21 protein-coding genes are annotated in these 20,340 nt (G+C 66.5%); 9 read left to right on the forward strand and 12 right to left on the reverse strand.

Annotated features, from left to right (window positions below):
- Position 1: 1 nt before the first annotated feature.
- A complete protein-coding gene (locus DL519_RS02705) occupies positions 2-1,513 on the reverse strand; it encodes an acyl-CoA synthetase (protein ID WP_190812737.1) in 1,512 nt (503 codons plus the stop codon).
- 529 nt (positions 1,514-2,042) lie between these two features.
- Between DL519_RS02705 and DL519_RS02710 the strand changes: the two genes are divergently transcribed.
- Complete coding sequence (locus tag DL519_RS02710; RefSeq protein ID WP_190812738.1) at positions 2,043-2,735, forward strand: O-methyltransferase; 693 nt, start codon at positions 2,043-2,045, stop codon at positions 2,733-2,735.
- Between the two features lie 92 nt (positions 2,736-2,827).
- Here the strand turns inward: DL519_RS02710 and DL519_RS02715 are convergent, their stop codons facing one another.
- From DL519_RS02715 to DL519_RS02735, 5 genes are all read right to left on the reverse strand, one after another.
- Positions 2,828-3,313 (reverse strand): transposase, encoded by a 486-nt coding sequence (locus DL519_RS02715; RefSeq protein ID WP_223838378.1) that lies wholly within the window; start codon positions 3,311-3,313, stop codon positions 2,828-2,830.
- A gap of 403 nt (positions 3,314-3,716) precedes the next feature.
- Positions 3,717-4,715 carry a cytochrome P450 gene (locus tag DL519_RS02720; RefSeq protein WP_190812740.1) on the reverse strand — a complete coding sequence of 333 codons (999 nt, stop codon included), beginning with the start codon at positions 4,713-4,715 and terminating at the stop codon, positions 3,717-3,719.
- Positions 4,716-4,828: 113 nt separating this feature from the next.
- Complete coding sequence (locus tag DL519_RS02725) at positions 4,829-6,031, reverse strand: cytochrome P450 family protein (protein ID WP_190812741.1); 1,203 nt, start codon at positions 6,029-6,031, stop codon at positions 4,829-4,831.
- Positions 6,032-6,046: 15 nt separating this feature from the next.
- Positions 6,047-7,021 (reverse strand): aldo/keto reductase, encoded by a 975-nt coding sequence (locus DL519_RS02730; protein ID WP_190812742.1) that lies wholly within the window; start codon positions 7,019-7,021, stop codon positions 6,047-6,049.
- A 14-nt stretch (positions 7,022-7,035) separates the two neighbouring features.
- A complete protein-coding gene (locus tag DL519_RS02735) occupies positions 7,036-8,619 on the reverse strand; it encodes an aromatic amino acid ammonia-lyase (protein WP_223840192.1) in 1,584 nt (527 codons plus the stop codon).
- A 310-nt stretch (positions 8,620-8,929) separates the two neighbouring features.
- Between DL519_RS02735 and DL519_RS02740 the strand changes: the two genes are divergently transcribed.
- From DL519_RS02740 to DL519_RS02750, 3 genes are all read left to right on the forward strand, one after another.
- Positions 8,930-9,814 carry an SDR family oxidoreductase gene (locus tag DL519_RS02740; RefSeq protein ID WP_190812744.1) on the forward strand — a complete coding sequence of 295 codons (885 nt, stop codon included), beginning with the start codon at positions 8,930-8,932 and terminating at the stop codon, positions 9,812-9,814.
- 65 nt (positions 9,815-9,879) lie between these two features.
- On the forward strand, positions 9,880-11,166 hold the full coding sequence (locus DL519_RS02745) for a cytochrome P450 (protein ID WP_190812745.1): 1,287 nt from the start codon (positions 9,880-9,882) through the stop codon (positions 11,164-11,166).
- 61 nt (positions 11,167-11,227) lie between these two features.
- Positions 11,228-12,142, forward strand: coding sequence for a TIGR03619 family F420-dependent LLM class oxidoreductase (locus DL519_RS02750; RefSeq protein WP_190812746.1), 915 nt, complete (start codon positions 11,228-11,230; stop codon positions 12,140-12,142).
- Here the strand turns inward: DL519_RS02750 and DL519_RS02755 are convergent.
- Together DL519_RS02755 and DL519_RS02760 are read right to left on the reverse strand one after the other, a co-directional pair.
- Positions 12,131-12,352, reverse strand: a complete 222-nt coding sequence (locus DL519_RS02755) for a hypothetical protein (protein WP_190812747.1) — start codon at positions 12,350-12,352, stop codon at positions 12,131-12,133. The two genes, DL519_RS02750 and DL519_RS02755, sit on opposite strands and share 12 nt — an antisense overlap.
- A 106-nt stretch (positions 12,353-12,458) precedes the next feature.
- On the reverse strand, positions 12,459-12,950 hold the full coding sequence (locus DL519_RS02760) for an Asp23/Gls24 family envelope stress response protein (protein ID WP_190812748.1): 492 nt from the start codon (positions 12,948-12,950) through the stop codon (positions 12,459-12,461).
- A gap of 158 nt (positions 12,951-13,108) precedes the next feature.
- Here DL519_RS02760 and DL519_RS02765 point away from each other — a divergent pair, with 158 nt between their 5' ends.
- Positions 13,109-13,864: an RNA-guided endonuclease InsQ/TnpB family protein gene (locus DL519_RS02765; RefSeq protein WP_223838379.1), complete on the forward strand. Its 756-nt coding sequence runs from the start codon at positions 13,109-13,111 to the stop codon at positions 13,862-13,864.
- A gap of 120 nt (positions 13,865-13,984) precedes the next feature.
- Positions 13,985-14,254, forward strand: a complete 270-nt coding sequence (locus tag DL519_RS02770; protein WP_190812749.1) for a hypothetical protein — start codon at positions 13,985-13,987, stop codon at positions 14,252-14,254.
- A 197-nt stretch (positions 14,255-14,451) separates the two neighbouring features.
- Here the strand turns inward: DL519_RS02770 and DL519_RS02775 are convergent, their stop codons facing one another.
- Positions 14,452-15,102: a TetR family transcriptional regulator gene (locus DL519_RS02775; RefSeq protein WP_190812750.1), complete on the reverse strand. Its 651-nt coding sequence runs from the start codon at positions 15,100-15,102 to the stop codon at positions 14,452-14,454.
- A 117-nt stretch (positions 15,103-15,219) separates the two neighbouring features.
- On the opposite strand from DL519_RS02775, the gene DL519_RS02780 reads away from it, so the two are divergent.
- Complete coding sequence (locus DL519_RS02780) at positions 15,220-16,005, forward strand: SDR family NAD(P)-dependent oxidoreductase (protein ID WP_190812751.1); 786 nt, start codon at positions 15,220-15,222, stop codon at positions 16,003-16,005.
- 285 nt (positions 16,006-16,290) lie between these two features.
- Here DL519_RS02780 and DL519_RS02785 read toward each other — a convergent pair whose 3' ends face one another.
- The gene (locus DL519_RS02785) at positions 16,291-17,727 is read right to left on the reverse strand and encodes an acyltransferase domain-containing protein (RefSeq protein ID WP_190812752.1); all 1,437 of its coding nucleotides are present in this window, start codon (positions 17,725-17,727) and stop codon (positions 16,291-16,293) included.
- Between the two features lie 500 nt (positions 17,728-18,227).
- Here DL519_RS02785 and DL519_RS02790 point away from each other — a divergent pair, with 500 nt between their 5' ends.
- Complete coding sequence (locus tag DL519_RS02790) at positions 18,228-18,356, forward strand: transposase (protein ID WP_190812753.1); 129 nt, start codon at positions 18,228-18,230, stop codon at positions 18,354-18,356.
- 266 nt (positions 18,357-18,622) lie between these two features.
- Positions 18,623-19,183, forward strand: coding sequence for a COG4315 family predicted lipoprotein (locus tag DL519_RS02795; RefSeq protein ID WP_223838380.1), 561 nt, complete (start codon positions 18,623-18,625; stop codon positions 19,181-19,183).
- Between the two features lie 54 nt (positions 19,184-19,237).
- On the opposite strand, the gene DL519_RS02800 is transcribed toward DL519_RS02795, so the two are convergent.
- Together DL519_RS02800 and DL519_RS02805 are read right to left on the reverse strand one after the other, a co-directional pair.
- Positions 19,238-19,582: a hypothetical protein gene (locus DL519_RS02800; RefSeq protein WP_190812754.1), complete on the reverse strand. Its 345-nt coding sequence runs from the start codon at positions 19,580-19,582 to the stop codon at positions 19,238-19,240.
- 347 nt (positions 19,583-19,929) lie between these two features.
- Positions 19,930-20,133 carry a cold-shock protein gene (locus tag DL519_RS02805; protein WP_168588124.1) on the reverse strand — a complete coding sequence of 68 codons (204 nt, stop codon included), beginning with the start codon at positions 20,131-20,133 and terminating at the stop codon, positions 19,930-19,932.
- Positions 20,134-20,340: the final 207 nt, after the last annotated feature.

The raw sequence follows: 20,340 nt of genomic DNA on the forward strand, positions 1-20,340 counted from the left end.
ATCAGGCGAACTGGCTCCGAAGCAGGTCCTTGCGGACCTTGCCGGTGGCGTTGCGGGGGATCTCGTCGACCGCTACGAGCGTTTTGGGGATCTTGTACTTGGCCAGCCGCGGCGCGAGGAACGCGACGAGCTGGTCGTGGTCGAGTTCGCAGCCGCTCTCCAGCGAGACGACGGCACATCCCACCTCACCCCACTTCTCGTGCGGCACGCCGAAGACCGCGCAGCCGGTGACGCCCGGCATTTCGAGAACCGCCGCCTCCACTTCGGCGGGGTAGATGTTCTCGCCGCCAGAGATGATCAGGTCCTTTAGGCGGTCGACAACCGTCACGAATCCGTCGGCGTCAGCGACCCCGATGTCGCCGGAGCGGAACCAGCGCCCGTCCGTGAACGCGTCGTCGGTGGCGTCCGGCTGATTCCAGTACTCGCGCATGACGTTGGGGCCGCAGATCTGGATCTCGCCGTGCTCGCCGGCCGCCGCCTCGCGTCCATCGGCATCGACGATCCGGACATCGGTGAAGAAGTGCGGGACGCCCGCCGTGCCCAGCTTCCGCTCGACGTCGTCCGGGGTGAGGATCAGCGCACCCGGGCCGGTCTCGGTCAGGCCGTATCCCTGGCAGATCTTGATGCCGCGCTCGGTGTAGGTGCGCAGCGTGCGCAGCGGGACGGGGGCCGCGGCGACGATCACCCGCCGGATCGCGCTCAGGTCGGTCGTCTCCCAGCCGGGGTGGCTGCTGAGCGCATCGAACATGGTCGGCACGCCGAAGGTGTAGCTGATCCGCTCCCGTTCGAGTACCTGGAGGATCCGGCCTGGTTCGAAGCCCTCCTCGATGACCACGTTGCCGCCTTTGAGTAGCGTCGGCAACGCCACGAAGTCCAAGGCAGCGGTGTGGAAGAGCGGCGAGCACACCAGCGCCACCTCGTGGCTGTCCAGGTCGAGGTCGACGACCGCGTTCATCGCGGAGAACACGATGTTGCCATGGGTGAGGACCACGCCCTTGGGGCGGCCGGTGGTGCCGGAGGTGTACATGATGAAGCACGGATCGTCGTGGGACACCGGCTCGTCGATGCGCGACGAGTCGGCGGCCGCGATCAGCGCCTCGTAGCCGACCGAGTCCGGGTCTGCGGCCCCGTCGAGCACGACCCGGGTCGCGGCACCGGCGGCGGACCGCGCGATCTCGCCGAGTTCCCGGGAGTGGATGAACACCGCTGCACCCGAGTCTCGCAGCGCGTACTCCACCTCTGGTGCGGTGAGCCGGGCGTTGAGCGGCACGAAGATCGCGCCGAGCAAACCCGAGGCGAACAGCGCCTCCAGGTAGGCGGGATGATTCGTGCTCAGCAGGGCGAGCCGGTCCCCGCGGCCGATACCGAGCGAGCGCAGCGCGTGCGCCAGGCGGGTCACCCTGTCGTCGAGTTCGAGGTAGGTGGTGGCACGACTGCGGAAGGTGATCGCGGTCTTGTCGGAAGAGAGACGGACGCGGCGGTACGGCCAGGCGCCAGTGCCTTCGTTGCGCATGCGATTCCTTCCTGCTGGCCGGATTGTGAACCTTCGGCAGATCAGGTCTGGGGCAGTTGTCCGGTGCTGGCGCGTCGGCGAACCGGTCCGCAGCCCAGGCGGGGAACGGACCGGCGGCCTCCGGGACGACGGATTCGCGGTCGAGTCCAGGGAATTCGTGGTAGTCCACAGCGGGCCGCCTGGCACAGGGCCGTGCGTTCGCGGGTCGTCAGCTCGACCGGGGCCGTGGTGTCGGACGGTACCTGGCAGATGGCGAACGGCCTTTCTTTACCCGGCTTACAAGGCGAAATACAGAACGCGCCCAATTAGACCGCTGCCTCAGCCTCAAGAACAGCTCAGTCGGCTAGCAGATGCCCTTATGTCCGGAAGCGGTTGCCTGTTTTTCACAAGAAGCTCCCAGCACAAGAAGAGGTAGCGTTGGATAGAGGACGAAGTGCAAAGTCCAATGTTCCCGGGCGACGCAACGCTTGACGCCGCACAGCGTACCCGGTTGCCTGGCTGACAGCACCGACGAGGAGGGACACCTAGCATGCCTGCGCAGCGATTCGGCGAAGTCAAGCATCTTCCGATCAGCCCTGCGATGCGGGACTACATGGTGAGATCGTGTTCGCCAAGTGATCCGGTCGTGGACAGCCTGGTCACGCGAACCACCGAGATCGGCGACCTGGCGATCATGATGGTTCCTCAGGAACAGGCAGCGCTTTTGACACTGCTCACACGCATGCTCGCCGCCCGCAACGTGCTCGACATCGGCACATTTACCGGCCTTTCAGCGCTCTCGTTCGCGCGCGGCGTCGCCCCGGGCGGACGGGTGTTGACCTGCGACGTCACCGAGCGATGGGCCAACATCGCCCGCGAGCACTGGAAGCGCGCCGAGGTCGCGGACCGGATCGACTTCCGCGTCGCGCCGGCCCAGGACACACTGCGCGCGCTCGCGCCAGGCACCGCGTTCGACATCGTGTTCCTCGACGCCGACAAGGAGAACTACCCTAGCTACTTCCGAGCGGTTGAACCGCTGCTGCGTCCCGGTGGACTGCTCATTGTGGACAACGTGTTGTTCAACGGGTATGTGCTCGACCCGCAGCTGGCCGAGGCGGGACTGCTGCGCGACGCATCAACCGCGCTGCGGGAGCTCAACGCCACGCTGGCCGCGGATGCACGGTTCGACACGGTGATGTTGCCCATCGCCGACGGCTTGACCATCGCCCGCAAGAAAGACTGAGGAGCACCGCGACCGTCGTCCCGCTCAGCGATGAGGCCTACAGCGCCGACTGCAGCGAGATGGACATATTGCTCAGTAACGCAAATTTGGCGTTACTGGCCTGCGGCGTAGCGGACGTGTTGCTTGCCGAAGAAGGCTTTCACGCGTTCTGGTTGGTTCTGGCGGCGGCGCAGGTGGGTGCGTGCGCCGCCGCCAGTTCGGCCTGGGTTCGGGCGCTTGTCGTTGCGGTGACGTGGGTTTTGAGGTCGTTGCCCCGCAGTTCGACGGGGTTGAGTTCGGGGCGCAGCCGGGCGGGAAGTGCATCTCGATCCGCTCGGCAGCCAGTCCCGCAGCAGGTGAGCTCGGTGCGAAGGATGTCCGTCCACGATCAGATGGATCTTGCGGTCCAGATGCCGCACGAGCCGGTCCAGGACCCCGATCATCACCGTCACGTTGAAGCCGGCCTCGAACAAGGTGAAATACAGCTCGCCGTTATTGCCGATCGCGGCCATCGCGTTGACCTCGAACTGGTTCCCAGACGAGCACGCCGACCACGTTTCCGTGCCGCCAAGGCCCCCGTTATGGCGGAACGCATTCACCTACCGTGACACCGATCGCAACCCGACTCCGAAACCTCTGCCACCTCGGCCTGACTCACATTCGGACTCCACCGCGGCAACCACCCCCCGTCGCAGATCCTCTTGCGACGGAGGGGAAAGCCGCCGAGCCTTGACCACAGTCAACTTCACACCATAACCAACGCCACGCCAGCCATATTTGAGTTACGCACCAACAGCTGTCGACTACTCGATGGCCGAGAAGGCCACCTGCACTTGCTCGACAGCCTGAATGGACCGCTCAGCGCTGTGGTCGACATCGAGGTGACCTTCCAGGACGGCTTTGCTTCGTTGGCGATGGCACTAGGAAATCGCCACCAGCAGGATCAACAGCTGGACATGGTGATGAGGCAGGACCGCGCGCTCGTTTACCACAAGGGCACGGTCACTTCGCGCCGAGGCGCACCGGCAGCGCCATCAGCTTGCGCATGATCCCGGCTTCTACCCAGGGTAGATCCCCAGCCGAGGCCGTGATCCGCGGCGACGAATAACGGCGTAGCAGGGCGCCGAGGGCGGCCTCGGCCTCCACCTTCGCCAGGTTCGCACCCAGGCAGCGATGGATACCGAAGCCGAACGACAGGTGCTGGTTGTCGTCGCGTCGCACGTCGAAGCTGTCCGGGGCGGTAAAACGGGACTTGTCGCGGTTGACGGCCGTCAGCGAGCACAGCACGACCTCGCCCGCCGGGATGCAAGTGTCTCCGATCGTTAGCGATTCCTGGGTCATCCGGAACGCCGAGACCTGCAGCGGTGGTTCGAGCCGCAACGCCTCGTCCACCGCGCCGCCCAGCAGCGTCTCATCTGCTCGCACGGCGTCACGCTGATCGGGATTGGTCAGCAGCAGATACAGTGCCTTGGCGATGAGCTGCGTCGTTGCGGTCTGACCCGCGATGAGCAGTACGAACACCATCGAGCTCAGTTCGTCGTCGGTTAGGTTCGCCTCGATCAGCTCGGAGATCAGGTCGTGTCCCGGTTCGCGGCGTTTGCGCCGCACCAACTCGGCAGCGTAGTCGAGCAGCGATGTCGTCGCGTCCAGCAAGCTGTCGCTGATCAGTAGCAGTTCGGAGACGAATGTGTCCGACCAGCGGCGCACGTCCGGGCAGTCGGCCTCGGGAATCCCGATCATGGCACCGAGCACGAGTGTGGGCAGTGGCTGCGCGTACTGGGCGACGAGGTCGGTCTCCGCTGCGGTGTCCAGGCCGTCCAGCAGCCGCTCGGCGATCTCGTCGACAACCGGACGCATAGCGTTCGCGCTGCGGCCGGTGAATCGGTGCGCAACGAGTTGGCGCAGCCGGGTGTGTTGCGGCGGATCGGTGTTGAGCATGTCCTGCGCCACGACGCTGCGCACGGTCGGCGGCAGGGCCGCCAACGGCGCCTTGTCACCCATCCTGGCGGTGTCGTTGGAAAACCGAGGATCATTCATTAACTGTCGGGCAAGCGCGTATTCGGAAACCATCCACACGGCTCGTCCGTCGGGCAACACGACCTGGTCGACGGCGCTCATCCCAGCACCACCGGCAGCGAGTCGACGCGGCGCATGAACATGCCTGGCCGCCACTGCACGTCCTGCGGAGCGACCGCGAGCGCGGTCGCGGGGAACCGGTCGAACAACCTGCCGAGCCCGACCGCGGTCTCTATTCTGCCGAGCTCGGCGCCCATACACCGGTGCCTGCCGTGGCTGAACCCTAGATGTCCCTTCGTGTCACGGGTGATGTCGAAGCGGTCGGGGTCCGCGAACCGGCTCGGGTCGCGGTTGGCCGAGCCGGTGGAGATCAGCAGCAGCTCCCCCGCTGGGATGGTCACCCCATCCAGCTCCAGCGGATGGTCGACATAGCGCGGGGTAAGCATCCGGAATGGGGTCTCGAAGCGCAGGATCTCCTCGACGCACGCGGTTATCAGGTCGGGGTCGGCGCGCAACCGCGCCAGCTCCTCAGAGTGGCGGAGCAGGACGAGCACACCGCTGCCTATCGCGCTGGTCGGCTCCAGCCCGGCGATCAGCAACAGCGTGATCATGGAGACCAGTTCGGCGTCATCCAGCAGCCCCGCCGCGCCGGCCCGGACGAGCTCGGTGAAAAGGTCCGCACGCGGCTGCTCGCGCTTGAGCGCGATGATCTCCCCGGCAAACACCTGCAACTGCCGACCCGCATCCTCCACCTCCTCCTTGCTGGGTGCGGTGAGAATCGCCGTCTCCCACAGGGGAAATCGATCTCGCGCGTCCTCGGGGACGCCCAGCATCTCGGACAGGCAGGTCGCGGACAGCGGCCTGGCGTACTGGTCGACGATGTCGACTGGTTCACCGACGGGTAGGCCGTCGAGCAGGTCGTCGGCAAGCCGTTCGATCCCGGGCCGCAGCGCGGCAAGCCGTGACGGCGTGAAGAACTTTGCGACGATGCCGCGCATCCTGCGGTGATCCGCCCCGTCCTGGTCGAGCATGCTGCGGCGTAGTTCGCGTGGCAGCTTTGGCCGGCGCTCGATGTCCACTAGGTTCTGTTCGACGACCGCGTGCCGGTGCTTGACCAAGTCGCGTTGCAGCGTGGGATCGGCCAACAGCGCGTGGGCGTCGTCGTAGCGGGTGATCACCCACATCCGGAAGCCGCCGTTCTCGACTGGGATCGCTGCGTGGTCTCGCCGCAGGGATTCCAGCGTCGGATATGGGTCCTGCATGAACGATCGGCTGAGCAATTTGACTGGTTCGTCGTTCACGGCGCGTCCTCCTGCTCAGATGCCACTCTCGGGATAGCCGATGTGCGGGGCGGAAGCAGCGTCGAGATCGCGGCGGATCTCGGCAGGCAGTTCCAGGGCAAGCGTGGCCGGGGACAGCGACTCGCGCAGCTGCTCCACGGTGCGGGCGCCGACCAGCGGCGCGGCGACCCCGGGTCGGTCCCGGACCCATGCCAGCGCCACAGCCACCAGCGGCACGGCCAACTCGTCCGCGGCAGCGGCGAGGGTTTCCACGATGCGCGCGGAGCGGTCGTCGATACGGGGCGCAACGTACCACTTGAAGAAACGGCTGTTCTCCCGATCGGCCGGTACCCCGCCGCGGTACTTGCCGGTCAGTACGCCGCGGCCGAGCGGGGCCCATGGCAGCACCGCCATTCCCGCGTCCAGTGCGGCGGGCACGACCTCACGTTCGATGCCCCGTTCCAGCAGCGAGTACTCCAGTTGGCACGACGCGAGTGGTGCGACGCCGTTGATTTGCTTCCAGGTCGCCGCTTTGGCCGTCTGCCAGCCGGTGTAGTTGCACACGCCGACGTGGCGAACCTTGCCGGCTCGTACGGCGGTGTCGGTTGCGGCCAGGGTTTCTTCCAATGGGACGGCCTGATCCCAGGCGTGCAGCTGCCACAGGTCGATGTAATCGGTACGTAGCTTGGTCAGTGATTTGTCCAATGTCGACAGTAGATGCTCGCGGGAGGCGTTCTGTCTGCGGTCGGGGTCGTCCAGGACGGCGACAGCCTTGGTCGCTAGCACGATGTTGTCGCGGGGCACGACCTTGCCCAGCAACTGGCCGACGATCTCCTCAGCACTGCCGCCGCCGTAGACGTCGGCGGTGTCGACCAGGGTGCCGCCGACCTCGACGAACGCCCGCAGTTGCTCGGCGGCGTCGTCTGGGTCGGTGGTGGTGCCCCAGGTGGAGGTGCCCAGTCCGAGGGCGGAAACCTTCAATCCGGTAGTGCCCAACGGGCGCTGCTCCATGCGAAATCTCCTTGTCAGGATTCGGTGTGCTCGCGGATGACGTCGCCGAGGGTGCCGCTGCGGATCAGCTCCACGACGGTGGCGAGGTCGCCGTCGAGTCGGCGGTCCACGTCGACGAACGGCACGTGTTCGCGGATGACGTCGTAGGCCGCCTTGGTGCCGTGTCCCAGCTGGCCCGCGCCACGCAGGTCGAGGGCCTGGCAGCCGGCCAACAGCGTGATGGCCGTGATCTCGCGAACGAGCTCAACGACCGTGCGGGCGTCACGCGCTGCGATCGTGCCCATGCTGACCTTGTCCTGGTTGTGCGCCTCGGTCGACCGGGAGAACGCCGTCGAGGGGTTGGTCAGTTTGAGGGCCTCGGCGGCCAAGGCGGACGCGGCCAGCTGCATGCCCTTGAAGCCGTGGTGCAGGCCAGCGTCCGGATCGGAAGGACCGCGCTGCGGTGTGAGATTGGCCGTGAGGCCGTGGTTGAACTTTGTGTCGACCAGCAACGCCATTTGCCGGTCGAGGAGGTCGCCAACGCTGGCGACGGCAAGCTTGAGCGAGTCCATTCCGTGACCGACATGGCCACCGTAGAAGTTTCCTCCATTGTGTACTTCCGCGGTAAACGGGTCGAACAGCGGGTTGTCGTTGGTCGAGTTGATCTCGACGTTCAGCCAGCGTGTGACCCAGTCAAGCGTGTCCAGCAAGACCCCGTTCACATGGGGCGCGCAACGGATCGAGTACCGGTCCTGGATCGCCCGGCCGAGCGCGACGAACCCGTCCGGGCCAGCGTCGGGCTCAAGGACTTGCGGGGCGTCGGTGCACAGCCGGGAACCGGTCAGCAGTGCGCGGGTCCGGGCCGACGACTGAATCTGGCCGCGATGAGGCTTCTGTTGGTGAATCAGGGGGTGGAAGTGGCCACGGTTGCCCAGCAGCGCTTCAGCGGTCAGCGCCGTGCATAAGTCCGCGACATTGGCGATCTCGGCCGCATCGTGCGTGGCGAGGACCGCGAAGCCGGACATGAACGACGTGCCGTTAATCAGCGCGAGGCCCTCCTTGGCCTCGAACGTCACCGGCACCAAGCCAGCGGCCCGCAGCGCGGCCGCCGCTGACATCTGTGTTCCGGCGACACGCACCTGACCCGAGCCGAGCAGCATATCCGCGAGATAGCACAGCGGTACCAGATCGCCGCTAGCACCCACGGAGCCGCGCTCGGGGATCAATGGCGTGATGTCGTGACGCAGGCAGTCGATGAGCAGCTGCACCACCTCGCGGCGGATGCCGGAGTAGCCACGCGCCAGGCAGTTAGCGCGCACCAGCATGGTGGCGCGCACGACGTCCTCGGGTGCGTCGGGTCCAGTGCCGTTCAGGTGGTAGGTGATCAGATTGCGTTGCAGTTGCGTCGTTTTGCGGGAGCTGAGGTGGAAGCGGGCGCTGTCGCCGAACCCCGTGGTCACGCCGTAGATTGGGCTGCCGGTCGCAATTAGTTTGTCGCGTACGCGGACCGAGTCGTCCATGCGCACTGCGGCCGTGTCGGCAATGTGCACGGTCCCAGCGGCCGGACTCCTGGCCCAGAGCGAGGTAACGGCGGTGGTAAGGCTGTCGTCACCGAGCACTACGTCTACGCCCTTGGAGGTGGGCGCAACAGAAGGCTGCTCAGCATGGAGTCTGATGTCATCCAACAAACCGCACTCCAAGGAATTGTCCGCATCGACATACCCGATGCGAGCGACTCGCAAGTTCGAGTCGTGGGAACGTAAGCACACTGCGAGTGGAACGTCGCTTGGTTGAGGGCAATTCGTGCAGAATTTTTGCCCCGAAAGGGCACCCTCAAGGTGTCCGGAGTTCACAGGCTGATCATCGGTATGGCTCATTTGGGCGGCCAACAAAGGACAGCTTCACCAGCGGCGACCGAAGGAACGCATAATGATTGTCATCACCGGAGCAACCGGCCACCTCGGCCGTCTCGTCATTGATGCCGTGCTGCAGCGTGGGGTACCCGCCCAGCAAGTCGTTGCGGCCGTGCGCGAGCCGCAGAAGGCGAGCGCACTCGCGGCACTGGGCCTACAGATTCGTGAAGCCGACTATGACCGTCCCGACACCCTGACCCGCGCGTTTGATGGGGCAGACAAGGTGCTGCAGATCTCCGGTAGCGAGGTCGGCCGCCGCGTCCCGCAGCACAAGGCCGTGGTGGATGCGGCGAAGACGGCCGGGGTCCGGTTGCTCGCCTACACCAGCGTTCTCCACGCTGACAGCACCACACTCGTCATCGCGCCCGAGCACCAGGCCACTGAGGAGTACATCCGAAGCTGCGGCCTTGCCTTCAGCCTGCTGCGCAATGGCTGGTACACCGAAAACTACGGACAGGCGGTACGCCAGGCGCTGGCCAGCGGCACGATCATTGGCGCGGCCGGGGAAGGGCGGATCGCGTCGGCCTCCCGCGTCGACTACGCCGCTGCTGCGGCGGCCGTGCTGACCACAGAGGGGCACGAGAAGACCATTTACGAACTGTCCGGCGATACGGCGTGGACCATGTCCGAGTTGGCCGCAGCTGTCACCGACATCTCGGGCGTGCAGGTTGGCTACAAGGATCTGAACCCCGACGAGTACATCCAGGCCATCACCGGCGCCGGTGTACCGGAACCGGTGGCGCGGACCCTGGCTCAAATCGAGGCCGACATCGCTAACGGCCTGCTCTCCGACACACCCGGCGACCTCTCCCGCCTCATCGGACGCCCCACCACACCTCTGCGCGACACCATCACCGGCCTTGTCAAGGTTGCCGACGGTCCGGCCAATCAACCGGCATAGCCGACGACCGCAGCCAACCGGCTGACGCGTAGCCGGCCCGCAAACAGTCACGCATGGAGTTTTCGATGAACAGCTTGCCTGCGGAGGATCGTTGCCCTGTTGCGCCGATCGGATTCGATCTCTTGGACCCGGCCGCGCTTCGTGCCCCCTCCTCCGCATACGTCTCGGCTCGGCACGAGAGGCCGGTCTTCTGGTACGCGCCGCTGAACGTGTGGATCATCACGCGTTACCAGGACGTCTTTCGCTATCTCAATGACCAGGACAGCTTCCAGACCTCCAACCGGGACGCGGTGACCGTCCCGGAAAGGTTTGCCGAACGTTTCCCCGCGTCCTTGTTGAACCACATCCTGCCTGCTCTGGACCCGCCCGCCCTCACCGCACCGAAAAGGGTCCTGCAGGAAGGTTTCTCCAAGCCCAGGCTACGTTTGTTCGAAGAGCGGATCATGACCCGGGCACACAAGCTCATCGACGGTTTCGAGGCCGAGGGCAAGGCGGACCTGCTGCAGGCTTACTGTGCTCCCCTGACCATGCACACCCTCCTCGGACTCCTCGGCTTGCCGGATAACGACGCAGATCGGGTCCGCAGGCTCGGCGACGCCGCGATCCGTGTCCTAGCCAGTGCACATGTGCCACTGGACGAACCGGAGCTGAGCGAGGTCTGGGAGGAATACATCGAAGGACAGGAGTACTTCCGCCGCATCGCCGATGAACGGGCCACCAACCCTGGAGACGACGTGATCTCCCTCTTGGCCACCGCAACCGATGATCGCGCCCCGGCGGCACGTCTGCTCGATCGGGAACGGGTGGCCCTGATCGTGACCGAACTCGCCTTCACCGGGCACGACACCACCGCGCAACTCATGGCGAGCATGTTGGCGCACCTGTCGGAGTTTCCCGCGTTGCGGGAGGAATTACGCCGCGACCCCGGTCTGTGGCCGAATGTCGCTGAGGAGTCCCTACGCCGACACCCACCTGCCACGTTCGCGGCCCGGGCCGCTGTGCGGGATTTAGAGATCTGCGGTGCGCTGATCCGCAAGGGTGACACCGCGTGGTTCGCACTGGCCGGGGCTTCGAACGACCCGGCGCACTATGACGATCCGGAGGTGTACGACATCCGGCGGCCTCGGCCGACGGACCATCTCTCTTTCGGCCGTGGTCCGCACGCCTGCCCTGGTAGCCCACTGGCGCGCCTGCAGGCCACTCTTGGTGTCCGCACCCTTCTAGAAAGGCTTCCTGGCCTATCCACAGACCCGGACGACCCGGCCACCTTCGTGCCGACGGTAATAGTCTCCAAACGCGACCGGATGCCTGTGCGGTGGTCTCAGGTTCGTCAATCGCCGGAGCTCACCTGACTCCCATGCCGCCACGCCACGGCCACACATCACACCAGCACGCGCAAGGCGGAGGACGGTCATGACGTTCGTGCGACCATCAGCCTCACCACTCGGCCCGGGTGTGCTGCTGCCGACAGTTGGTGAACTCACGCAGCGACTGGGACTGACCGCAATGGCCCAGGCGGCTGAGCAGGCCGGAGCTGTTGGCCTGTACGCATCAGATCACCTGCTCATGCTCGACCACGAGGCTGACGGCTTTCATCTCGCGGACGGAGACCGCCCCCCGTGGCCCCAGAACGCCGATATCCACGAGGCATTGACCTGCTGCGCCGCTATTGCGGCAGTAACCTCCCGCTGCCGCATCGGCGCCATGATCGTCGCGGCGCAACGCAACGTCCTGCAACTCGCGAAGACCGTTGCCACACTCGACACACTCAGCGGGGGCCGGATGGTCCTCGGGGTAGGGGCAGGCTGGTATCGCGAGGAGTTCGAGGCGCTCGGATACGACTTCGCCACCCGCGGCGTCCGGACTGATGAGATCCTTCAGGTGCTGCGTTCCGCGTGGAGTGGGCGTCCTCCGGAGTTCAGTGGCGACCAGATCACAGTGCCATCCCGTGTGCTGCTCTACCCGCGTCCCGCGCAACCAGGAGTACCGCTGTGGGTCGGTGGCATGAGCCGACCCGCGTTGCGCCGTGCGGCCAGGTTCGGTGACGGCTGGTGGGCTTGTGTCTACGCTGACCATCCAACCCCAGATGAACTGCGGAACCTTCTTGGATACCTGCGCGAGCAGCCCCGCCCGGTGGAATTGCCACCCCTTCGTCTCGTGGCAGGAATCGTGCCCCACGATGACGATCAGGCGAAGCTGCTGCCCGATGCAGCCCGCACCGCAGCGAACCTTGGCTTCCACGAAATAATCATCATGCCGCCCTGGAGTAAGGGCTTCGAGGCAGTTGCCGCCACGATCAGCGAGGTGCGCGAAGCACTATCGATGTAAGTTGTTACAGGTGTCGAAGCAGCGGTCGGCCGGCACCGGCAGCTGTTCCAGCGCCTCCTCGATGAGGAAGTCGCCGTAGCGCAACTGCGGATGGGCGGCATTGATCCTGGGCAGCGTCGAGACGACATAGCCGGCGAGCTCCGGACTCCGCATCGAGTCGAGGGTCAGTTCGCGGATCCGGACAGCGGGTGCGACGAGTGCTGCGCCCAAGCCTTCGGACTCCGGGGCGTAGGTGCGCCGAGGCCGTGGTCCAGCTGCGAGAAACCCTGAGGCGGATCGTCTTCCCGTAGGTGCACCCGGCCTCGCTGCGGGGTGCTTACTCGACTCGCGTGACCTGGGTTTGCTCGCCGTCCTCGGGCAGGCGGACGTCTTCGACGGTGATGTTGACCGCCACGACCTCAAGGCCGGTCATGCGCTGGACGGCCTTGATGACGTTGCGGCGCACCATCCGCGCCACCTCTACCTGCGCGACGCCGTACTCAGCGGTGATCGCCAAGTCGATCGCGGCCTGCCGTTCGCCGACTTCGACGGCCACCCCGGTGGTCTGCGAGGCACTGGCACCGGGAATGCGTTCCCGCAACGCCCCGAACGCCCGCGCTATGCCGGCCCCGAGCGCGGCGACACCGGTGACTTCCAGGGTCGCGATCGCGGCGATCTTCTGCACCACCAGCGCCGCGACGGTGGTACGTCCCATCGAGGGCTGCACGACTTCGCCGGTCGATGCCGGTTTGCTGGGCGTGGTTGTCCAGCTCGCCCCCGTGCTCGCGGCTTCCTGCTCCCCGCGCCGTCCAGGTCCCTTCTCGGCCACCGCGACCGCCTCCTCGTCAGCTCGTACACATCTCGACAACGCGGGCCGCACAGATCCGAGTCGTCCTGCCAGTGTCGATCCGCGCTGCGCAGACCGCTACCGCTGGGAGGGCCGTCAAGGCCCGAGCAGTGCCTTAAGCCGGACGGTTCTGCTGCTCGATGTACTGCTTCACGACGGGCCGGTACTTCGCATCGTTCGTCGTACAGACAGGCGAGGACGAAACGTTGCCGCCGGTGGACTCCGAGGTGGGCATCGACCTGGGCCTGACCCACTTCGCGGTGCTGTCGGACGGCACGAAGGTCGCCGCCCCGAAGTTCCTGCGCCGCGCGGCCCGCAAGCTCAAGCGGTTGCAGCAGGACCTCTCGCGCAAGCAGAAGGGCTCGGCCAACCGCAAGAAGGCCGTGACCAAGGTGGCTCGCGCTCACGCACGGGTGGCCGACACCCGGCGGGACTGGCAGCACAAACCGTCCACGACCATCATCCGCGAGAACCAAGCGGTGTACGTCGAGGACCTGTGCGTCGTCGGTCTCGGCCGGACGAGACTGGCGAAGTCGGTGCACGACGCCGGGTGGGCCGGCTTCACCAGCATGGTGGAGTACAAGGCCGCCCGGTATGGGCGGACGTTCGGCCGGGTGGACCGGTACTTCCCGTCCACCCGGATGTGTTCGGCCTGCGGGCGCATCAACGACAAGATGGCCCTCACCGTCCGATCGTGGGACTGCCCGTGCGGCAGTCACCACGACCGGGACGTGAACGCAGCGAAGAACGTGTTGGCCGCCGGGCAGGCGGACAACGGAAACGACCGTGGAGCGCACGTAAGACCGGGACTCGTCCGGGCGGCGCGCAGGGAAGCGGTAACCCACCCGGACGCCGCGCGGTCCACACGCAGCGTGGAAAGAATCTCCGTCCTCTAGGACAGAGAGGATGTCAATTCGCGCATGAGCACAACGTGACGTTGGGGAATTGCCATTGAACCTGCGCGCTGCTGCCGTCGTACCTGGTTGCGAGGCGCAACAACGGAGAGGGAGCTGTGCATGCGTAAGGGCCTGTTCACGCGAGGACGTGCTTCCCGGACAGCGGTCAACACCGCCGTGGTCGTCATGTCGGTAGCGGTCGGCACGACGGCCGCGGTGACCCACGCCCCTGGGCAGTCGGCATCGGATGCCGCATTGGACTGGTACGACACGACCACCGAGACCGTGAACGCCGCGGACATCCCGGCATCGGCGCAGGTCACGAAGAACCGCACGTTGACATCCCCTGGCTCGCGGCGGCCCGCGCCGTGCGCCCCAAGCTCGGCGTAGGGCAACCACACGAGTACGAGCAGGCGGCGCTCGCATCGGCGGTGCATGCCGCGCTGTCAGAATTGGTGCCAAGCCGCAAGGCCGAGTTGGACGCTGCTCTGGACCGAACCCTGGAGCGAACCCGGGACGGTCCGGCCGAAGATCGGGGCGTGCGCGTCGGCCGGACCTGGCGACAACTGTGCGCTGTGGACACCGCGTCAGCCGTCGTTCGCGATCAGCGATCGGATGCCTCTCATGAACTCGCGCAGGCAGCGCGTGGCCAGCGCCGTCGGCGAGCCCGGTCCCTCGGTCTTCGCCTCCGCCTGCGCCCACGCTTCGAGCGAGATGCGGATGGCATCGGTCGCGGCCGCGGCGATCAGGCGTACCTCCACGGAGTCGGCCTCGGCCCCGGTCAGCGCCGCGAGCACGGGTCGCAGCTTCTCCTCGGATTCCTGGTTGACGACGTACCAGACGGCTCGCAGCGCCGGGTCGTGAGCCGCGACCCGCAGCAGCCCGTGCGTCCAGCGGAGCCTTTCGAGCGCTTCCTCGTCAGGTGCGGAGAGGGCCTGCTCGATCGCGGATTCCAGGGCGGTGGGCAGGTCGGATCCAGGTTCGGCGTCGGCCAGCAGAGCGCGCCAGCGGTCCGCGCCGCCCGCGAGGAGTGGGGCGACGGAGTCCTGCTTGGTGCGGAAGTAGCGGTAGAAGGTGCGAGGCGCGACACCTGCTCGCTGGGCGATCTCCTCGGCGCTGGTGCCCTCCAACCCGCGCTCGGCGAACAGTTCGGCGGCGGCGCGCGCGATGTCGAGCTGGGTGGCCGCCTTGCGGCGCTCGGTCAGTGAGAGGGGCTGAGGTGACTGAGTGTGGCGCACCGGTCAACCTTACGTTTCGCGCCAGCCTGGCGCGAATTGCATACGTGACGCAATCTGCCACTAAGGCATATCGTGTACTAGGACACCACGAGGTCGATGGAGACATGGAGCGAGAACATGAACCGCTACGAAGGCCGACGCGTGCTCATCACCGGTGCTGGCTCGGGCATCGGTCAGGCGACCGTGCTTCGCGTGCTTGCGGAAGGCGGCAACGTCGTCGCGGCTGACATCAGCGAGCCGGGCTTGGCGGACACCGTCCAGAAAGCCGGCACCGACGCCGACCGGCTCACCACGCTCGTGCTCGACATCTCCGACGAAGCGTCGGTCAGGGACGCCGTCGCCTCGGCCGTCTCAGTGCTCGGTGGCCTCGATGTTCTGGTCAACGCGGCGGGGATCCTGCGTTCTGCACACAGCCACGAGATGAGCCTCGCCGACTTCAACAAGATCATCTCGATCAACCTGACCGGCACTTTCCTGATGATCCGCGAAGCCATTCCGGCACTGCTGGAGGGAAGCAGCGCTGCCGTGGTCAACTTCAGCTCCACCTCGGCGGCATTCGCTCACCCCTATATGGCGGCGTACGCGGCGAGCAAGGGCGGCATCCAGTCCATGACGCACACCCTCGCAAGCGAGTACGGCAAACGGGGCATCCGCTTCACCGCCGTGCAGCCCGGCTCCATCTCGTCGGGCATGACCGATGGCAGCGGGGCCAGCCGGTCGAGCGTTGGCCCGGGCCTGCCCGCCGACGCCGACATGTCCCTCTTCGTGAAGCTGAGCCCGGCCATCGGCGAAGGCTACGCCGGTCCGGAAACCGTCGCGTCGGTCGTCGCCATGCTGGGCTCCGACGACGGCAAGTTCATCACCGGCACCGAGGTCCGCATCGACGGCGGGGCCCACTTCTGATGTCCCTCGCCGACGACGCCGCCTCACGACGAGACGAACCCGGACCTGCGCCTCAGGTGAGGTCCTGCCCTGGTTCAGCAGGCGACCGATAGTCCACAGTGGAAGAAGTCGGCGTAGACCCGGTCGCCGCCGGCCGAGGTGTGGATTCGGCTGGTGTTTCCCGAGGCGTCCACGACGTATTGCCTCGTCGTGACCGTCGAGCCTGCCGGCCGCCGCCGGCAACCACCACGTCATAGGTCTCGTTCATGGTCTCTCCTGTTCGGTATCGGACTGGTGGCTGGGGATTCAGGCCATCGCGACGACGCCCTCGACCTCGAGGAGCAGATCACTGCGGCAGAGGTCGACGTTGAGCACGCGGATCTCGGTGTTCTCGCCGAAGGCTCTCCGGAATTTCCCGACCACATAAGGGATGTCGGGCGCGTGCCGGACGTAGATCTTGGCGAAGCGGAAATCCGGCAGACCGGGCGAGGTGCCGGTCTGCTGTCCGACGTGCTTGAGCAGGTGCTCGAGGTTTTCCTCGGTGGTGTCGCATTGCTCGGCAACGTCGTCCGGATCGGCGAGCCGCTGTACATCGCCGCCCGGTCCAGCTCGGCCCCGTGCACCCCACAACTTGGCCACGGCCGCGGTCACCGAAGGTGCCATCGGGGCGACCACGCGATCGGTGGTTTCCTGCGCGGGCGCGGAAAGCACCGAGGAGGGCCCCAGGTCGGCGAAGAGGCTGACGCCCGCATCGGCCAGCGTCCGGACAGAGTCGGCGAAACGGACCGGCTGCCGGACGTGCCGCACCCAGTACTCGGCATTGCTCAGCGTGCCAGGTTCGGCGATCCGCCCGGTAAGCCCGGACACTACCGGGATCCGCGGGTCCTGATAGGACAGCCGAGCCGCAACCGCCCGGAACTCGTCCAGCATCGGTTCGACCAGCGGAGAGCGAGTCGCGTGGCGCAGGCCGAGACGTTTGGTCCGCCGGCCCCGCGCGGCGAAATCCGCCGCGACCGCGAGTACTTCCGGTTCGGCACCGGACAGCACGACCGATCGCCGCGCGTTCACCGCCGCCACGCCGAGCCGGTCCTCCAGGCCCGCGATGCTCGCCAGCACCTCGCCCTCGTCGGCCTCGACCGACACCATCGCACCGCCGGAGGGGCGATCCCGCATCAGCGCGCCGCGAGCGGCGACGAGTTCGGCGGCGTCCCGGATGGTCAGCATTCCGGCCACGTGCGCGGCGGCGAGTTCGCCGAACGAGTGCCCGGCCAGGTAGGCCGGTCGCATGCCCCACGACTCCAGTAGCCGGAACAACGCGACCTCGAAGGCGAACAGGGCCGCCTGGGTGAAGTCCGCCCGGTCCAGCAGCGACTGGTCGGTGCCGGTGATCACTGCACGCAGCGGGCGGTCCAGTAACGGATTGAGGAAGCGGCAGACGTGGTCGAACGCGTCGGCGAACACCGGGAAGACACGCAGGGACTCACCCATGTCCGGGCGTTGCGCGCCCTGCCCGCTGAACAGAAAGGCGAGCTTCCCCCGGGCAGCGGCGACGCCGGTGATCACTCGAGGATCGGATTCGCCCGCGGCGAGGGCAGGCAGGGCGGCCGGGGACAGCACCGCGGCGCGCTGGGTGAACGCGGGTCGACGGGCCAACGCGTGGCCGACCGCCGAGGCCGGTAGCTCTGGCACCACTTCGACGAGCTCGGTGGCCTGTGCGCGAACATCGGTAGCGCTGGAGAGCAACCAGGGCAGTCTATATGCCGATCGAGCCGCCCTTTTCGCAGTGATGTGTTCGTTCGCGTCGGCGAAAATTGCGTATTTCTGCCAACCAGCCTGCTGGCGGGCGGCCTTCGGATCGCGGTGCCCGTGCGGTGCACGGTCGAATGGTGATCCCGCGCTACCCGGTCAAATGGTGCGCAACCTCGTCGACAACGCCTGGCGGTAAAACGTTCCCGCCGGTGCGGCACTCATGGTGCGCTGGCACCCGAGATCGACCTGATGCGTGACAGCCTCGCCCCTCTGCGCCTGACGGAAAGTGGCCACGCACTGGTTCCATATCCACCGGCACCGATCCCACTCGGCCAGCGGCGCACGCCGGGACGCCGACGACAAGCGAAGCCGATAGGTGTACCGGGCGTGCCCGGTCTCCCCGGTCTTCGCCGTCGTCGCCATGTGGATCACCGTAGCAGTGAGTTAACGGCCATCGACAGCGAGTTTTCTACCGGCAGACACGAGTTTCCCTGATGCATGCTCACTTGGCTTTCGTCACGAAGTACCGGCACCCTGTGTCCACCGACGCACACCTGACCCGCATGGAAGAAATCATGCGGGAGGTATTCGGCGTCGGCGACTTCGAAACCGAGCTGGAATAGTTCAACGGCGAATCCAACCACGTGCATCTGCTCCCCGCCCTAAAGGACAGGGCATCCGCGCTACCTTTCTTCGGTGACCACTGTGGGACCAACGGCCCTATGCTGCCGTTCCCAGTGAGGTTCACGCTCGTGCCCGGGGCTATTGAGGAGTGCGCGCGCGACCATTGCCTGAGGTCCGCAACAGCCTTGGCATCGATATCCGTTCCGCGGGGGCAACGGTCGAGCTGGGACCGCCGGAAAGGCGCCGTCCCGGCCAAGGAGAGGGCATGATGACTCGTTCGACTCGAGACCGCAGTACTGGGCGGAGCAGCATCTGCCCGCGCTTCCGCTGGGGCGGGCTCGCTTGTGGTGCAATGGCTTTGGTCGCGGTCGCATGCTCACCCGGCGAGAACCCGGACGGTGCCGGAAGTGGACTGCCGCCACCACCGACGACGGCCCCACCGGTCACGGACGAGGTCATCGCGCTGCAGACCCTTGAGGTGCCGAACCTGGGCACCGTGCTCGCCGGCCCCAGCGGTCGCACCTTGTACCTGTTCAGCAACGACCGGGACTCGCAGCCGACCTGCGTCGGCGGGTGCACCTCGGCCTGGCCGCCGCTCACGACGACCGGCCCGCCCACTGCCGGCGCAGGCGTGAACCCCGCTCTGCTCGGCGTCGCCACACGTCCGGACGGCCGCGCCCAGGTCGTCTACAACGGACATCCGCTGTACTACTACGAAGGTGACGACGTTCCGGGCGAAGCCAACGGTGACACCGTGTACTCCAACGGTGGCACCTGGTACGTGGTCTCGCCCGCTGGGAACAAGATCGAGCAGAACGGCGGCTAGCCGGACGGTCACGCCGATCACCGAACCTGCGCGTCGCCTCTTCGGCCTGGCCCCTCAGCGCCAGAGGCCGTCGCCGAGCTCCTGTCCTGGTTGTGCCGGGTGGTCGGCGACCTGCTGTTGGCCACCGAGGGCGTTCGGCTCGTGACCGCCGACGGGCCGCGTTGCCGACCTCGGTGCTCCGCAGAACAGCGCGAGGCAGAAGAACAAGCCCGATCCCGCCAGGGACAAGAACAGGCCCTGGGCGTACCAGGTTTCGGCCGCGGAGTCCGACGGGGTTCCGCCGGTCCACGTCAACGCCATCAAGCGGACGTTGCACCACATGGCCAACCCGAACAGCGCGGCGAATGCGCCCCAGATCGGCAGCCGCATGAGCCACTTCTTGCGGTGTGATCGATCCATGCCGCGTGATCCTGTCACCGCTTCGGCTCGTCACAAGTTGCTCAACCCGTTAGAGCGACACTCGCCCGGCTCGCGCCCACTCGCCGCGGGCCACCGCGAGCGACCCCAGCACTGGCGATGCAGGTGGTCATCTGGCCAACGGCGGAAGCCGGGGCGACCGCCGCCACTCTCACCGCAACGGCCCTCGCCCTGCAAGGCACACTCACCTACGGGCTGCGCGCCCCCCGGCGGGGGTGGGGGATTCTTGGCGCGAAGCGCAACGCGGCTCCCCCTCCTGGTCCGGAGGGGGAGCCGCATCGAGGCTCAGCCGGGGTTCCGATCGGTCGGGCCGGCGAAGAGCGGAAGGCTCAGAGCGGGCGCACGCCGCTGGCCTGCGGGCCCTTCGCGCCCTGGGTGACCTCGTACTCCACCGCCTGGTTCTCTTCGAGGCTGCGGAACCCGTTGGTGTCGATGGAGGAGTAGTGGACGAAAACGTCCGGGCCACCGTCGTTCGGGGCGATGAAGCCGAAGCCCTTTTCCGCGTTGAACCACTTCACGGTTCCCTGTGCCACGCTGTTTCTCCTTCTTCGAGCGCTGGATGACGGAACACCACACCGCGTGGCGAACCGGGCCTTCAGATGGCGGTTTTCTCCAGATCGATTTGAAGACAACAACACATCCGCACAAGATCCTGCGAACATGCGGGAACACGTACCCAGAAACTAACGACCGCTGACGAGCCTAGCACGATCTGCGACGCCGAGGTCCAGTGATCACAT

Origin of the sequence: Saccharopolyspora pogona, assembly GCF_014697215.1 — a bacterium.
Classification (GTDB): Bacteria; Actinomycetota; Actinomycetes; order Mycobacteriales; family Pseudonocardiaceae; genus Saccharopolyspora; species Saccharopolyspora hattusasensis.